Source organism: Streptomyces alboflavus (genome assembly GCF_000716675.1).
Taxonomy (GTDB): domain Bacteria; phylum Actinomycetota; class Actinomycetes; order Streptomycetales; family Streptomycetaceae; genus Streptomyces; species Streptomyces alboflavus.
The window spans coordinates 1-14,435 of sequence record NZ_JNXT01000079.1 but is presented as its reverse complement, the minus strand read 5'-3'; the positions used below and the strand labels follow the sequence as shown (position 1 = coordinate 14,435).

11 protein-coding genes are annotated in these 14,435 nt (G+C 72.1%); all 11 read left to right on the top strand.

Features of this window, described 5'->3' with window-relative positions:
• Positions 1 to 48 precede the first annotated feature (48 nt).
• Complete coding sequence (locus tag OO63_RS37170) at positions 49 to 1,230, top strand: ROK family transcriptional regulator (protein WP_030363358.1); 1,182 nt, start codon at positions 49 to 51, stop codon at positions 1,228 to 1,230.
• A 91-nt stretch (positions 1,231 to 1,321) separates the two neighbouring features.
• Positions 1,322 to 2,662, top strand: coding sequence for an ABC transporter substrate-binding protein (locus OO63_RS37165; RefSeq protein ID WP_030363357.1), 1,341 nt, complete (start codon positions 1,322 to 1,324; stop codon positions 2,660 to 2,662).
• A gap of 13 nt (positions 2,663 to 2,675) precedes the next feature.
• Positions 2,676 to 3,611, top strand: a complete 936-nt coding sequence (locus OO63_RS37160; RefSeq protein WP_030363356.1) for a carbohydrate ABC transporter permease — start codon at positions 2,676 to 2,678, stop codon at positions 3,609 to 3,611.
• A 6-nt stretch (positions 3,612 to 3,617) separates the two neighbouring features.
• Positions 3,618 to 4,529, top strand: a complete 912-nt coding sequence (locus OO63_RS37155) for a carbohydrate ABC transporter permease (protein WP_030363355.1) — start codon at positions 3,618 to 3,620, stop codon at positions 4,527 to 4,529.
• A gap of 8 nt (positions 4,530 to 4,537) precedes the next feature.
• Positions 4,538 to 5,803, top strand: a complete 1,266-nt coding sequence (locus OO63_RS37150; RefSeq protein ID WP_030363354.1) for a 6-phospho-beta-glucosidase — start codon at positions 4,538 to 4,540, stop codon at positions 5,801 to 5,803.
• Positions 5,794 to 6,810: an N-acetylglucosamine kinase gene (locus OO63_RS37145; protein WP_030363353.1), complete on the top strand. Its 1,017-nt coding sequence runs from the start codon at positions 5,794 to 5,796 to the stop codon at positions 6,808 to 6,810. The genes OO63_RS37150 and OO63_RS37145 overlap by 10 nt, the downstream gene beginning before the upstream one ends.
• A gap of 383 nt (positions 6,811 to 7,193) precedes the next feature.
• Entirely contained in the window at positions 7,194 to 8,642 is a 1,449-nt protein-coding gene (locus OO63_RS37140) for a hypothetical protein (RefSeq protein WP_030363352.1), read from the top strand.
• Between the two features lie 17 nt (positions 8,643 to 8,659).
• Positions 8,660 to 9,718, top strand: a complete 1,059-nt coding sequence (locus OO63_RS37135; RefSeq protein ID WP_030363351.1) for a glutamate ABC transporter substrate-binding protein — start codon at positions 8,660 to 8,662, stop codon at positions 9,716 to 9,718.
• 70 nt (positions 9,719 to 9,788) lie between these two features.
• A complete protein-coding gene (locus OO63_RS37130) occupies positions 9,789 to 11,108 on the top strand; it encodes a coiled-coil domain-containing protein (protein WP_030363350.1) in 1,320 nt (439 codons plus the stop codon).
• Complete coding sequence (locus OO63_RS37125; protein WP_030363349.1) at positions 11,105 to 13,804, top strand: serine/threonine-protein kinase; 2,700 nt, start codon at positions 11,105 to 11,107, stop codon at positions 13,802 to 13,804. Before OO63_RS37130 ends, OO63_RS37125 begins: the two co-directional genes overlap by 4 nt.
• Before the next feature lie 2 nt (positions 13,805 to 13,806).
• Positions 13,807 to 14,435, top strand: a 629-nt coding sequence (locus OO63_RS37120) for a zinc ribbon domain-containing protein (protein WP_033264822.1), incomplete at its 3' end; no start/stop codon positions are given.

The window sequence follows — 14,435 nt, the reverse complement described above, 5'->3', positions numbered from 1 at the left end:
ACAGTGAAGCGAGGAAGGCGGGCCGCCGAAGGGCAGGTGTCGTCAGCGATGGCTGGAACCACCCCATCCAACGGGTCTCCCGGCGTGCCGGGCACGCCCCGCGTGCTCCGCGCCATGAACGACCGCGCCGCGCTCGACCTGCTCGCCGCCCACGGCCCCCTCACCCGCACCCGCATCGGCGAGCTGACCGGCCTGTCCAAGCCGACCACCTCGCAGCTCCTGAGCCGTCTGGAGAGCGCGGGCCTGGTGCGCACCACCGGCCGCCAGAGCGGCCGCCCGGGCCCCAACGCCGTCCTGTACGAGATCGACCCGGCCGTCGGCCACGTCGCCGCCCTGTCCGCCGACCCCACCGGCATCACCGCCCTGGTCTCCGACATCACAGGCCGCGAGGTGGGCCGCCGCCGCATCGAGGCCGACTCCGTCTCCGAGGACGTGCGCCACCGCACCGCCCAGCTGGTCGTGGAGGCCGTGGACGGCGCCCTCGCCAAGGCCGGGCTCGGCCACCACGACCTGCGCGCCACCGTCATCGGCACCCCCGGCGCCATCGACCCGCACAGCGGCCAGCTCCGCTACGCCCCGCACCTGCCCGGCTGGCACTCGCGCACCCTGCGGGCCGAGCTGGCCGAGGTCCTCGGCACCCCGGTGACCATCGAGAACGACGTGAACCTCGCCGCCATCGCCGAGCAGTACGAGGGCGCGGCGCAGGACAACGACAACTTCGTGCTCGTCTGGCTGGACGAGGGCGTGGGCGCGGCGATCGTGCTCGGCGGCGTGCTGCTGCGCGGCGCGACCGGCGGCGCGGGCGAGATCGGCTACATGCCGGTGCCGGGCGCCCCGCTGCTGCGCGGCGGCCCGGATTCGACGCCCGAGGCGTACCGGGGCGGCTTCGAGAGCCTCGTCTCCGGCGCCGTGGTCCGCGAGCGCGCGGGCGGCAGGACGCTCACCGAGGCGCTCGCCGACCCCGCCGCGCGCGACGAACTCGCCGGCCACATCGCCACCGGCCTCGCCGCGGTCGTGGCGGTCGTCGACCCCGAACTCGTCGTCCTGTCCGGCCAGGTGGCCCAGGCGGGCGGCGAGGAGCTGCGCCTGCGCGTGAAGGAGGAGATGACCGGCCTCGCGCTGCCGCGCCCCCACCTGCGCATCAGCGAGCTGGACGGCGACCCGATCCTCACCGGCGCCCTGCGCACCGCCCTCACCCAGGCCCGCGACACAGTCTTCGACACCGCCTGACCCCACGGCGCCCCCCGCTCGTCACCCCCGCGCTCCCCTCCCTCGCCCCTCACCCCCTCCCCAACACCGCCTCTCACAAAGGACGTCCGCCATGCCGCGATGGCGCATACGCACCCGCGTGCCCGCCGCCCTGACCGCGGCCGGACTGCTCTTGGCCGGCTGTGCCAACCCGAGCACCGGCAGCGCCGACGACGACCCGACCAAACCCGTGACGCTGAAGTTCTGGCACGGCTGGTCGGCCCCCGGTGAAGTCAAGGCGATCAACGCCAGCATCGAGCGGTTCGAGAAGCTGCACCGCAACATCGATGTGAAGGCGATCGGGAACGTCACCGACGAGACCATCAACCAGGCCCTCAGGGCGGGCGGCGGCGAGGCCCCCGACGTGGTGTCGTCCTTCACGACGAACAACGTCGGCCAGTACTGCGACTCCGGGATGTGGGTCAACCTCGACCCGTTCATGAAGAAGACCGGGCTCGACAAGAAGAAGACGTTCCCCAAGACCCTCCTCGACTACACGAGTTACGAGGGCAACCAGTGCGCGCTGCCGTTCCTCGCGGACGCGTACGGCATGTACTACAACAAGGACGCCTTCAAGGAGGCGGGCATCGCCCAGCCGCCACGCACCATTTCGGAGTTCAAGGAGGCCGCGGCGAAGCTGACCGTGCGCAGCGGCAAGGACTCGTACAAGCGCGTGGGCTTCATGCCGAACTTCCGGCTCTACCAGAACGCCCCGGACCGGCTCTTCGCGCAGTGGGGCCCGAAGTACTTCGACGCCGACGGCAAGTCGAACCTCGCCGACGAGCCCAAGACGTACGACTACTTCAAGACGACCAACGAGCTGATCAAGGCGCAGGGCGGCTACGCGGACCTGGAGAAGTTCCGGGCCACGTTCGGCGAGGAGATGTCGAGCCAGAACGCCTTCCTCACCGGCAAGCTGGCGATGCACCTCGACGGCGAGTGGCGCGGGCTGATGCTGGACGAGAAGAAGGCGAAGTTCGACTGGGGCGTGGCGCCGCTGCCGGTCCCCGACGACCAGGCCGACAGCTACGGCCGCGGCTTCATCACCGGCACCGTCCTCGGCATCGCGCACAGCAGCAAGAAGCAGAACGCCGCCTGGGAGCTGGTCAGGTTCCTGACCGCGGACACCGACCAGGTCGTGAACCTCGCCAACGACATCCACAACGTGCCGTCCACCTTCGCCGCCCTCAAGTCACCCCGCCTGGACGCCGACAAGCGCTTCCGCACCTTCTTCAAGATCCTGGAGAACGAGCACAGCACGGCGCTCCCGCAGTCCACGAACGGCGGCTCGTACATCGTCTCGCTCGCGGACGTCGCGTACTCCATCGAGGCCGGCGGCAAGAAGAACCTGCGCGAGGCGCTGAAGAAGCTCGACGAGCAGATCGACGCCGACAACCTCCAGGCAGAGAACTGAGGAGCGCCCCGCCATGGCCCTGACACTCTCCCGCCCGGCGCGCCGCAGACTGCGCGTGCTCGGCTTCCTCTCCCCCTGGCTGATCGGCTTCAGCGTCTTCTTCGCATACCCGCTGATCGCCACCGTCTACTTCTCGTTCATGCACTACAACCAGATCAAGGAGCCCACGTTCGTGGGCCTGAAGAACTGGCGGTACGTGTTCGAGCAGATGCCGCTGTTCGGCCCGGCGCTGTGGAACACGCTGTGGCTGGTCGTGGTGATGGTGGCGCTGCGGGTGATCTTCGGGCTCTCGCTCGGGCTGCTGATCACGAAGCTCAAGTCGGGGGTCGGGTTCTTCCGGACCGCCTTCTACATCCCCTATCTCGCCCCGCCGGTGGCGGCCACCGTCGCCTTCGTCTTCCTCCTGAACCCGGGCACGGGTCCGGTCAACGAGCTCCTCTCCAAGATCGGCATCACGGCGCCCACCTGGTTCAACGATCCGACGTGGTCGAAACCGTCCCTGGTGATGCTCTCCCTGTGGGGCATCGGCGACCTGATGGTGATCTTCATGGCGGCGCTGCTCGACGTACCGAAGGAGCAGTACGAGGCGGCGGAGATCGACGGCGCGGGCGCCTGGGCGAAGTTCCGGTACGTGACCTGGCCGTCCATCACCCCGATCGTGATGTTCGCCGTGGTCACGGGTGTCGTCCAGACCATGCAGTACTACACGCAGGCCCTGGTCGCGGGGAAGATCGCCTCCGGTGTCTCCATCGGACCCGGCTCGGTGATCCAGCCCGGCTATCCCGACCACTCGACCCTCACGGTCCCGCAGCTCGTCTACCAGATGGGCTTCCAGAACTTCAACACCGGTGCGGCGTGCGTCCTCTCGCTCGTCCTCTTCGTCATCGCCATGGCCGTGACGATGCTGCTGATGCGCAAGCGCTCCGGTCTGCTCTCGGCGGAGGACTGATCCCCGATGACTTCCACGACACTCAGCGCGCCCGCCGCGGAGTCCGCCGCCACGCCCGTCCGGCCGCGCGGCCCGGAGGCCGCCCGCGCCCGCCGCAAGCGGATCCTGCACTGGATAGCCGTGCACAGCGTCGCCATCGCCGTGGCGCTGCTCTTCATCCTGCCGTTCGTGTTCGTCTTCCTGACGTCCGTGATGAGCGACTCGCAGGCGATGAGCGGCGAGCTGTGGCCGTCCTCCTGGCACTGGGAGAACTACAAGGCCGTCTTCGAGACGGACGGCTTCCTCACCTGGTGGCGCAACTCCCTGATGTACGCGGGGCTCGGCACCCTCTTCACGGTCTGCTCGGCGATCCCCGTGGCGTACGCGCTCGCCAAGTTCCGCTTCCGCGGCCGCCGCACGGCGATGCTGCTCGTGATCTCGACGATGATGCTGCCGCCGCAGGTCATCGTGATCCCGATGTACCTGGTGTGGGCCCAGCAGTTCCATCTGTCGGGCTCGCTGTGGCCGCTGATCATCCCGATGGCGTTCGGCGACGCGTACTCGATCTTCCTCCTTCGCCAGTTCCTCCTGACGATCCCCAAGGAGTACATCGAGTCGGCGCGCGTGGACGGCTGCGGCGAGGTCAAGACCCTGCTGAAGATCATCGTGCCGATGGCCAAGCCGGGCATCGCGGCCATCGCGCTGTTCCAGTTCTTCTACTGCTGGAACGACTACTTCGGCCCGCAGATCTACGCGGCGCAGGACCCGGGCTCATGGACCCTCAGCTACGGCCTGGAGTCCTTCAAGAGCGCACACATGGTGAACTGGAACATGACCATGGCGGCGACGCTGCTCGTCATGGCTCCGGTCATCGTCGTCTTCTTCTTCGCACAGAAGGCCTTCGTCGAAGGCGTCACCCTCACCGGAGTAAAGGGCTGATTCAGCACATGAAGCTCGCAGTGGTCGGCGGAGGCTCGACCTACACACCCGAACTCATCGACGGATTCGCGCGGTTGAGGGACACCCTGCCGATCGAGGAACTCGTCCTCGTCGACCCGGCGGCCGACCGCCTGGAGCTGGTCGGCGGCCTCGCCCGCCGCATCTTCGCCAAGCAGGGCCACCCCGGCCGCATCGTCACCACGTCCGACGTGGACGCGGGCGTCGCCGACGCCGACGCGGTCCTTCTCCAGCTCCGCGTGGGCGGGCAGGCGGCACGGCAGCAGGACGAGACGTGGCCCCTGGAGTGCGGCTGCGTCGGCCAGGAGACCACCGGCGCGGGCGGCCTCGCCAAGGCGCTGCGCACGGTCCCCGTCGTCCTCGACATCGCCGAGCGCGTGCGCCGCACCAACCCCAACGCGTGGATCATCGACTTCACCAACCCCGTCGGCATCGTCACCCGCGCCCTGCTCCAGGCCGGGCACAAGGCCGTCGGCCTGTGCAACGTCGCCATCGGCTTCCAGCGGAAGTTCGCCGCGCACCTGGGCGTGGACCCGTCCCAGGTGCACCTGGACCACGTCGGCCTCAACCACCTCACGTGGGAGCTGGGCGTGCGCCTGGGCGGCCCCGGCGGCGAGAACGTCCTGCCGAAGCTGCTCGCCGAGCACGGCGAGGCCATCGCCGCCGACCTGCACATGCCGCAGACCCTCGTCGACCGCCTCGGCGTCGTCCCGTCCTACTACCTGCGCTACTACTACCAGCACGACGCGGTCGTACGGGAACTGCGCACCAAGCCCTCCCGCGCCGCCGAAGTGGCCGCGATGGAGGCCGAGTTGCTGAAGATGTACGGCGACCCGGCGCTCGACGAAAAGCCGGAGCTGCTCGCCAAGCGGGGCGGCGCGTTCTACTCCGAAGCGGCCGTCGACCTCGCTGCCTCCCTCCTCGGCGGAGGAGGCAGCCGCCACCAGGTGGTCAACACCCACAACAACGGCACGCTGCCCTTCCTGCCCGACGACGCGGTGATCGAGGTCCAGGCGTCCGTGGACGGATCCGGCGCGACGCCGCTGGCCGTCCCCGCCCTCGACCCCCTCTTCTCCGGCCTGATCGCGAACGTCACCGCGTACGAGGACCTGGCGCTGCACGCCGCCCTGCACGGCGGCCGCGACCGCGTCTTCAAGGCGCTGCTCGCCCACCCGCTGGTGGGCCAGTACGCGTACGCGGAGAAGCTCACGGACGATCTCGTCGCACACAACCGGGAGCACCTGGCGTGGGCCTGAGCACACCGCACGGCGCGGACCCTTCGGCGTCCACGTCCCTGCTCGCCATCGACGCGGGCAACAGCAAGACCGACGTCGCGGTGGTCACGGCGGCCGGCGAGGTCGTCGGCGCGGCCCGCGGGGGCGGCTTCCAGCCCCCGCTGGTCGGCGTGGAGACCGCCGTGGACACCCTCGCCGACGCGGTCGCCGCCGCCCTCGGCGAGGCCGGTCTGACCTCGGTCGGGCATGTCTCCGCATGCCTGGCCAACGCCGATCTCCCGGTGGAGGAACGGGAGTTGGCGGCCGCGCTGCGGCGGCGCGGCTGGAGCACCAGCGTGGACGTGCGCAACGACACCTTCGCGATCCTCAGGGCGGGCCTCCTCGAGGACGCCGAGCCGCGCGGGGTCGCGGTGGTGTGCGGCGCGGGCATCAACTGCGTGGGCATGCTGCCGGACGGCCGCACGGCCCGCTTCCCGGCGATCGGCAAGATCTCCGGCGACTGGGGCGGCGGCGGCCACCTCGCCCAGGAGGCGCTGTGGCACGCGGCCCGCGCGGAGGACGGCAGGGGCGGCCCCACCGACCTCATGACGGCCCTGCCCGCGCACTTCGGCCTGCCCTCCATGTACGCCCTCATCGAGGCCCTGCATCTCGGCCGCATCGAGCCGCTCCGCCAACACGAGCTGACCCCCGTCCTGTTCGCGACGGCGGCCACCGGCGACCCCGTCGCCCTCTCCCTGGTCGACCGCATGGCCGAGGAGGTCGTCGCCATGTCCACGGTCGCCCTCACCCGCCTCGACCTCCTCGACGAGGCGGCCCCGGTCCTCCTGGGCGGCAGCGTCCTGGCGGCCCGCCACCCCCGCCTCGACGACACCATCCGCACCCTCCTCGCCGAACGCGCCCCCAAGGCCGCACCGCGCGTGGTGACGGAGAGCCCGGTCCTGGGCGCGATCCTCCTTGGCCTGGACGAGGTGGGCGCTCCGGCAGAGGTGCACGCGCGGGTACGGGAGCACTACAGCTCCGGCGCCTAGCGCAAGACTCGGCCGCCCGGCAGAGTCTTAGCCCGTCCGGCGTTTGAGGACGAGGCCGCAGGCCGATCGGCGGGGGCTGTCCCACCCGAAGGGGACCTCTGCGAGAGCGGGGGCCCGGGGGCGCAGCGCCCCGGTTACGGGAAGGGGCGGGACTGGGGAGCCCCCGGCAGGGCCCCCGCCCCGCCCTCCCCCTAGGGGGAACCGAACACGCCCCCGAGGCGTGTTCAAAGACGCCCGGTGGCCCACCAATCCGCACAAGATCGAGTCAAGCCCTGTGCGGATGTCAGTCCCTACGGCGATACTTGCGGCCGTGCACCACTTCCGCCGCCACCAAGGCCCGGAAGAAGGGGCAGTCCGAAGACCAAGGGGGAGGTCGAGGTCAGGTGACACACCCACCACAGGCACCACCGCACGCGCCCGCACCCACCAGCCCACCACTGCCGCAGCAGCAGCCCGCGGCGAGGCCACCGCACCGGGCGCCCACGCCAGGAAGAAGCACGGCGTGGGCCGAGGGAGTGGACCGCCTGCGCGCGGCGGCGACGACGGAGCCGGGCAGGCTGCGCGCCATCGGCGCGGTCCTCGCGGCCCTGGTCCTGGTGTTCGGCGCGGTCACGGCCTGGCAGACGACCTCGCGGGCCGACGCGGCGGACCGCGTCCTGAACCGCAGCCAGCCCCTGAGCAACGACGCTGCCGCGATCTACCGCTCCCTGGCGGACGCCAACACGGCCGCGTCGAGCGGCTTCCTGGCGGGCGGCCAGGAGCCCGCGAAGGTCCGCGAGCGCTATCAGCGGGACGTCGACCGGGCCAGCGAGAAGCTCGCGACGGCCGCGTCGAACGCGGGCTCCGACTCCTCGTCGGCGACGGCGGTGAGCCGCCTGAACAAGCTCCTCCCCCAGTACACGGCCCTGATCGAGCGGGCCCGCGCCAACAACCGCCAGGGCCTGCCGCTCGGCGGCGCCTATCTGCGGTACGCGAACAACACGATGCAGACCCAGATGCTCCCGGCCGCCGAGAAGCTCTACAAGGCGGAGAACGAGCGCCTGACCGCGGACTACGGAGACGCGAAGCCGTATCCCTGGCTCGCGATCGCCTTCGGAGTGGCGGCCCTGGCCGCCCTCGGCTGGGCCCAGCACCGCACCTTCCGGCGGACGAACAGGGTGTTCAACACGGGCCTGGTGGCCGCGACGGCCGCCGCGTCGGTGGCGCTGCTGTGGCTGCTCGCCGGACACACCTTCGCCCGCTCCGGCCTGAACGAGTCCTACGACCGGGGCGTGAAGTCCCTGAACGTCCTGAACGACGCCCGCATCAGCTCCCTGAAGGCCCGGGGCAACGAGAACCTGACGCTGGTCAGCCGGGGCGCCGAGACGGTCGTCGTGGGCGACGCCACGAAGGACAAGTTCGACGTGGCCTACCAGCGGCAGATGGCGCGCCTCGCGGGCGCGAAGGCGGGCGACAAGGGGCTGCTCGGCAGGGCGGCGGAGCTGGCCGACGACGATGCGGGCAAGCGCCCCGTGGCGGCCGCCGCGGCGAACGTGACCGAGTGGAAGGACCGCCACAAGTCGGCCCGCGCGAGCGACGACTCGGGTGACTACGAGGGCGCGCTCGACAAGGTCATAGGCACGAAGAGCGACAGGCCGACGCGCGAGTCCTTCGACAACGTGGACGCGGCCCTCGACGCCGCGCTCGCGCACGAGCAGCGGGAGTTCAAGCGGGCCGCCGAGGACGGCAAGGGCGCCATGACGGGCCTGCCCATCGGCGCGGCCGTGCTCGCGGTCGTCGGCGCGGCGGCCGCCGTGCTCGGCATCGGCCGCAGGCTTTCGGAGTACCGGTGATGGGGGGCGCGCGGACGATGCGTACGCGACCTGGCGAGACGGAACAGCACGCCGCGACGGCGCGGCGCGCGGCGCGCCCGCGCCGCGGCCTCGCGGCCCTGCGCGGCTGGGGCGGGGTCGCCTCGATGGCGCTCGCCTGCCTCCTCGCGGTCGCCCTGGTGCTCGCGCTGCCGCAGCTGCGCGGCGACAACGGCCCGGGCGGCAGCGGCGGTTCGGCCGCCGCGGACCGGCTGACGCAGGCCGCGCCCGCGCGCGCCGACGAGTGCGAGGCGCCGGAGCGCAGCCTGCGGCCCGACACCAAGGACGGCCCGACGATCGAGAAGATCAAGCAGCGCAAGGTCAAGAAGCTCGTCGTCGGCGTCGACCAGAACAGCTACCGCTGGGGCTACCGCGACCCCAACAAGGGCGTCGGCAAGCTGGAGGGCTTCGACATCGACCTGGCGCGTGAGATCGCGGAGCGGCTGCTCGGCGACCGCGAGGCCGTGGTGTTCCGCGCGATCCCCACCAACCAGCGCATCCCGGCGATCCAGAGCGGCCAGGTCGACATGGTCGTGCGCACGATGACCGTCAACTGCGACCGCATCAAGGACGTCGCGTTCTCCACGGCGTACTTCGAGACCGGCCAGCAGGTCCTCGCGCCGAAGACCTCCGACATCACCGGCTACAACGACACCCTGAAGGGCAAGAAGGTCTGCTCGGCGGCGGGCTCCACGGCTGAGACGGCGCTCAAGGAGAACAGCTTCGGTGCCGACATCAGGACCACGGTGCCGAACCAACTCGACTGCCTGGTAAGGCTCCAGCTCGGCGAGGTGGACGCGGTGGTCACCGACAGCGCGCTCGCCGCGGGCCAGGCCGCCCAGGACCCGACGGTGGAGCTGAAGGGCGACAAGCCGTTCACCACGGAGTACTACGGCGTGGCGATGAAGAAGGACGCGGACGACCTGGTGCGGCGCGTGAACGACGTCCTTGACGACTTCCGCAAGGACAAGGACGGCTGGCGCGCCTCGTACGACAAGTGGCTCGCGGACGACCTCGGCGACTCGGCGGGCCCGCCGAAGCCGAAGTACAAGGACTGACCCGCAGGACCCCAGGCACACGAAGAACGCACGACGAACGCACGAAGAACGCAGAGCGGAGAGGTGATCGATGAGCGTCGCGGGACCCCCCGGCCCTGTCATGGACCGGGACGAGGTGGACCGTGCGCTGGTGCGGCTCGACGCCGAGCACGAGGCGATCGAGACGTCGCTCCTCGCCCTCCAGGACCACGCGGGCCGCCGCCTCCTCGAAGGCGCGCGGCTCACCGGCACCACACACGAACGCTGGCTCGGCACGGAAGCCCAGATCACGCTGCTCTGGACGTACTTCGACGCGTACGCGGGCGCCCTGAACACCGCCCGCGAGGTGCGCGAGCGCAGGCGCTGGCCCAACCGCGACGACCTGCTCGAACTGACCCGGCTGCTGCGCGGCCAGAGCGTCACCGTCGCGGGCGGCTCCTCGTCCGGCGCGGCACCCTCGATCACGGGGCCCGCGAAGCTCACCGAACAGTTCACGCTCGAAGAGCTGGTCGCGCGCATGAACGACCTGTACGCCCACTCCCTGGACATGGTGGTCGCCGCCGACGCCGTCTGGTCCGCGCTGCCCGCCCGCATCGACCTGCTCGCCGCCGAGCTCCAGCGCACCCGCCAGCTCGCGCACTCCGTCGGCGTGCGCCCCGGCGAGCATCCCTCGGGCGACGACCTGGAGCGCATCACGCGGGAGCTGACGGCGCTGCGCGAGCAGGTGGTGTCCGACCCGCTCGCGTTCTGGCAGCCCACGCGCGGCAGTTCGGCCCCCGGCGGCGGCCGCCCGCACACCGACCGCTACGACCACGCGGCCCGCGCCCTGGAGGACGTGCGCCGCGAGATCGACGCCGTGCTCACGGTCCGCCAGGACGCCGAGGCCCGCCTCGGCAGGCTGCGCGACGTGCTGTCCCGCGCGGACCGCACGCTGGCCGAGGCCCGCTCCGCGCGCGGCGAGGTGCTCGCGAAGATCGCCGCGTCCGAGGTGCCCGCCGTGTCCGGGCCGCCGACCGCGCTCCAGGAGCAGCTGGCGATGGCCGCGGACTACCGCAGGAACGCCCAGTGGCACCGCCTCTCGCCGCTCCTTGAGTCCCTGGAGGAGAAGGCCGAGGACGAACTGCTTCGCGCCCGCGAGTCGTTGACGGCCGTCACCGCGCCGCTCGCGGTCCGCGCGGAGCTGCGCGGCCGCCTCGACGCGTACAAGGCGAAGGTCGCCCGGCACGGCCTCGCGGAGGACCCGGTCCTCATCGAGCGGTACGACGCGGCGCGCCGCATGCTCTGGAGCGCGCCCTGCGACCTGCGCGTGGCCGAGCAGGCGGTGCTGCGCTATCAGCAGGCGGCGGCCGACGCGCTGACGCCGAGGGTCCCGCACCAGGGCGGGCCCACCGACCGGAGGGGGGAAGCATGAGCGAGGAGAACGGCGGACAGCAGCCGTGCCAACGGCCCAAGTGCACGGGTTCGTACGAGGACGTGGGCGGCGGCGAGATGTACTGCGACACCTGCGGCCTCGCCCCGGTCGTGTCGGCGAGCGGCATGGTGGGCTCCCCGGCGACGGGCATCACGGTCGGCGGGCGCAGCGCCCGGGGCTCGCGGGCCTCGACCGGCCTCAGTTCGCGCGGCACCCGCGGCAGCACCCGCTCCTCCCGGTCGGCCTCGTCGCGCCGCTCGGTCTCGGGCCGGCTCTCGCGCTCCACGTCGAGCGGTACGTCGGCGCGGTCGGTCTCGGTGCGCAGCTCCGGCTCGTCGGCGGCGTCCTCCGCCCGCAGCAGGCTCGGCGTCGGCCTGGTCTCGGTGCCGCAGGTGCCGCGCCCGGACCCGCGCGGCGCGGTGCAGCAGCACCCCGAGGTGCCCGAGAGGAAGCGGTTCTGCTCCCGCTCCGACTGCGGCGCCCCGGTGGGCCGCGCCCGCGGTGAGCGCTCCGGCCGCACGGAAGGTTTCTGCACCAAGTGCGGGCATCCGTACTCGTTCGTGCCGAAGCTGAGCGAGGGCGACATCGTGCACGGGCAGTACGAGGTCGTGGGCTGTCTCGCGCACGGCGGGCTCGGCTGGGTGTATCTCGCCGTGGACCGCGCGGTGTCCGACCGCTGGGTGGTCCTCAAGGGCCTGCTCGACACCGGGGACCAGGACGCGATGGCCGCGGCGATCTCCGAGCGCCGCTTCCTCGCCGAGATCGAGCACGCCAACATCGTGCGGATCTACAACTTCGTCGAGCACCTGGACCAGCGCACCGGCTCCATGGACGGCTACATCGTCATGGAGTACGTCGGCGGCAAGTCCCTCAAGGAGATCGCCAACGGCCGCCGCACGCCCACCGGCAAGCGCGATCCGCTGCCCGTGGAGCAGGCCTGCGCGTACGGCATCGAGGCCCTGGAGGCCCTCGGCCATCTGCACAGCCGCAACCTGCTGTACTGCGACTTCAAGGTCGACAACGCCATCCAGACCGAGGACCAGCTCAAGCTCATCGACATGGGCGCGGTCCGCCGCATGGACGACGACGAGTCGGCGATCTACGGCACCGTGGGCTACCAGGCCCCGGAGGTCGCCGAGGTCGGCCCTTCGGTGGCCTCCGACCTGTACACGGTCGCGCGCACGCTGGCCGTGCTGACCTTCGACTTCCAGGGCTACACGAACGTGTTCGTGGACTCGCTGCCCGACCCGGACAACATCGAGGTCTTCCGGACGTACGAGTCGTTCTACCGGCTGCTCGTGCGCGCCACCGACCCCGATCCGGCGCGGCGCTTCGGCTCCGCCCAGGAGATGGCCGAGCAGCTGACCGGCGTCCTCCGGGAGGTCGTGGCGGTGCAGAGCGGGCGGCCGCGGCCCGCGCTCTCCACGCTGTTCGGGCCCGAAGTGAAGGTCACGGACACGGAGTTGTTCGCGGAGCTGGCCGGGGAGGTGTCGGTGCTCGGGGCCCGGGGTCCGGTGGCGCGGGCTTCCACCGGCGCCGGGGACGACGGGATCCTCGGTGGCGGAGCCGAGAGCGTGCTGGGGTTCGAGGCGTTCGGGGAGGGGTCCGGTGGTGGGGGTGGCGCCGGTGCGCTGTACGGCGGAGCCGGTCACGGCGACCCGGGCGGTACGCAGGAAGGCACCGCGTCCGCTTCGCTGGTGCGCGCCCTCGACGCGCCCGTGACGTCGCTCGCCCTGCCCGTGCCCCGCGTCGACCCCGGCGACGCCAACGCCGGTTTCCTCGCCGGGCTCGTGGACTCCTCGGGAGCCGAGCTGATCGCCGCGCTCGGGTCCGCCCCGGCGCGCTCCACCGAGCTGCGGCTTCGCGAGCTGCGGGCGCTGCTCACCATGGGCGACCCCGCGGCGGCGGGCAAGGCCCTGGAGTCCCTGGAGATCGACCACCCCGACGACTGGCGGGTGATCTGGTACCGAGGCGTCGCCTCCCTCACCAACGGCGACCACGAGATAGCGGCGCTCTCCTTCGACGCGGTGTACGACGCGTTCCCGGGCGAGCCCGCGCCCAAGCTCGCCCTCGGCGTCTGCGCGGAGGTGCTCGGCCAGCTCGACAACGCCGCCGAGTACTACCGCCTGGTGTGGGCGACCGACCCGAGCTACGTCAGCGCCGCCTTCGGGCTCGCCCGGGTGCAGCTCGCCACGGACGACCGGAGCGGGGCGGTGCGTACGCTGGAGTCCGTGCCGGAGTCGTCCATCCACTACACGGCCGCCCGCGTCGCCGCGGTGCGGGCGCGGCTGCGGCGGCGTATGACGTTCGACACGGCGACCGGGCCCGGAGCCCGGTTCCTCGACGACCTGACGGCCGCCGCCGGGCAGGTCGAGGCGCTCGCGGGCTTCGGCCTCGACGCGGTGCGCAGGGAGCGCCTCTCGACGGAAGTCCTCGGTACGGCGCTCGACTGGGTACTCTCCGGTAGCCACCACTCCGGCCACGCCGCGGTGTCCTCGGGGCCCTCTGGACCCCAGGCGGCCGCGGGCGACGGGCCCACGGGAACCGTCCTGCTCGGCAGCGAGTTGGACGAGCGGGGCCTCCGGTTCGGTCTGGAACGGTCGTACCGGACCCTGGCCCGGCTCGCACAGGGTGGCGAGGAAAGGATCGAACTGGTGGAGCGGGCCAACCGTTTCCGCCCCCGGACGTGGGTGTGAAGATGGCGCAAATGCACCAACCGGCGGCCTTGTCCACGTGTCCGAGCTGCGAGGAGCCCCTGGAGACGGGCGACTTGTTCTGCGGCGCGTGCGGCTACGACCTCTCGGCGGTCCCGGCTCCGCCGGACGACCGGCCCACGCTCGCGATCAACGGCATGCCTCCGGTGCCGGGCTCCGCGCCGCAGGCCGCGGCCGGTTCCGGCGTCGGGTCCGGCACGGGTTCCGGTCCCGCCTCCCCCGCCGGTGCCGTCGGCCACGCTCCCGGCGCCGCCCCGGGTGCCGCTCCGGGCGCCGACCAGTGGCCCGTGGCGCCCGAGGTCGACAGCTCCGACACCCCGGCCCCGACGCACCGGTCGTCCGACCTGCCCGGCACGGACTCCTCGGGCGGCGAGCTCGGGGACTCCGGCGGGGCGGGCGCTCCGGGCGCCGCCGCGAGGACGCCCGGCGCCGAGCCCGACGAGTACCCCCTGCCCGCTCCCGCACCCCCCGGCGCCGCTCCGGCCGCCGATCCGCGCACCGGCACGCCCACGCCCGCGCCCGCGCCAGAACAGCCCATGCCACCGTCGGCCCCAGCAGCCCCAGCAGCCCCAGCGGCCCCAGCAGCCCAGCCCCCCGCCGCCCCCGCCCCGGC

Excerpts from the sequence above, each read along its gene's own strand:
- OO63_RS37160 (WP_030363356.1), top strand. The coding sequence starts at position 2,676 with ATGGCCCTGACACTCTCCCGCCCGGCGCGCCGCAGACTGCGCGTGCTC.
- OO63_RS37155 (WP_030363355.1), top strand. The coding sequence starts at position 3,618 with ATGACTTCCACGACACTCAGCGCGCCCGCCGCGGAGTCCGCCGCCACG.
- OO63_RS37135 (WP_030363351.1), top strand. The coding sequence starts at position 8,660 with ATGCGTACGCGACCTGGCGAGACGGAACAGCACGCCGCGACGGCGCGG.
- OO63_RS37130 (WP_030363350.1), top strand. The coding sequence starts at position 9,789 with ATGAGCGTCGCGGGACCCCCCGGCCCTGTCATGGACCGGGACGAGGTG.
- OO63_RS37125 (WP_030363349.1), top strand. The coding sequence starts at position 11,105 with ATGAGCGAGGAGAACGGCGGACAGCAGCCGTGCCAACGGCCCAAGTGC.
- OO63_RS37170 (WP_030363358.1), top strand. The coding sequence starts at position 49 with ATGGCTGGAACCACCCCATCCAACGGGTCTCCCGGCGTGCCGGGCACG.
- OO63_RS37165 (WP_030363357.1), top strand. The coding sequence starts at position 1,322 with ATGCCGCGATGGCGCATACGCACCCGCGTGCCCGCCGCCCTGACCGCG.
- OO63_RS37150 (WP_030363354.1), top strand. The coding sequence starts at position 4,538 with ATGAAGCTCGCAGTGGTCGGCGGAGGCTCGACCTACACACCCGAACTC.